Here is a 1,064-nt window from a genome sequence, read left to right on the forward strand (position 1 = left end):
GACCAGTGAGCTATTACGCTTTCTTTAAATGATGGCTGCTTCTAAGCCAACATCCTGGCTGTCTGAGCCTTCCCACATCGTTTCCCACTTAACTGTGACTTTGGGACCTTAGCTGGCGGTCTGGGTTGTTTCCCTCTTCACGACGGACGTTAGCACCCGCCGTGTGTCTCCCGTGATAACATTCTTCGGTATTCGCAGTTTGCATCGGGTTGGTAAGTCGGGATGACCCCCTAGCCGAAACAGTGCTCTACCCCCGAAGATGAGTTCACGAGGCGCTACCTAAATAGCTTTCGGGGAGAACCAGCTATCTCCCGGTTTGATTGGCCTTTCACCCCCAGCCACAAGTCATCCGCTAATTTTTCAACATTAGTCGGTTCGGTCCTCCAGTTAGTGTTACCCAACCTTCAACCTGCCCATGGCTAGATCACCGGGTTTCGGGTCTATACCCTGCAACTTAACGCCCAGTTAAGACTCGGTTTCCCTTCGGCTCCCCTATTCGGTTAACCTTGCTACAGAATATAAGTCGCTGACCCATTATACAAAAGGTACGCAGTCACCTAACAAGTAGGCTCCCACTGCTTGTACGTACACGGTTTCAGGTTCTTTTTCACTCCCCTCGCCGGGGTTCTTTTCGCCTTTCCCTCACGGTACTGGTTCACTATCGGTCAGTCAGGAGTATTTAGCCTTGGAGGATGGTCCCCCCATATTCAGACAGGATACCACGTGTCCCGCCCTACTCTTCGAGTTCACAGCATATGCATTTTGGTGTACGGGACTATCACCCTGTACCGTCGGACTTTCCAGACCGTTCCACTAACACACATGCTGATTCAGACTCTGGGCTGCTCCCCGTTCGCTCGCCGCTACTGGGGGAATCTCGGTTGATTTCTTTTCCTCGGGGTACTTAGATGTTTCAGTTCCCCCGGTTCGCTTCATTACGCTATGTATTCACGTAATGATAGTGTGTCGAAACACACTGGGTTTCCCCATTCGGAAATCGCCGGTTATAACGGTTCATATCACCTTACCGACGCTTATCGCAGATTAGCACGTCCTTCATCGCC

Annotated in this window: 1 rRNA gene; it reads right to left on the reverse strand. The window is 51.2% G+C overall.

What is annotated here, in order from left to right:
• Window positions 1-1,064 (reverse strand): 23S ribosomal RNA (locus DBY68_RS22690); the annotation flags it as partial.

This window comes from Pseudocitrobacter sp. RIT415 (assembly GCF_003057695.2).
Taxonomy (GTDB): domain Bacteria; phylum Pseudomonadota; class Gammaproteobacteria; order Enterobacterales; family Enterobacteriaceae; genus Pseudocitrobacter; species Pseudocitrobacter faecalis.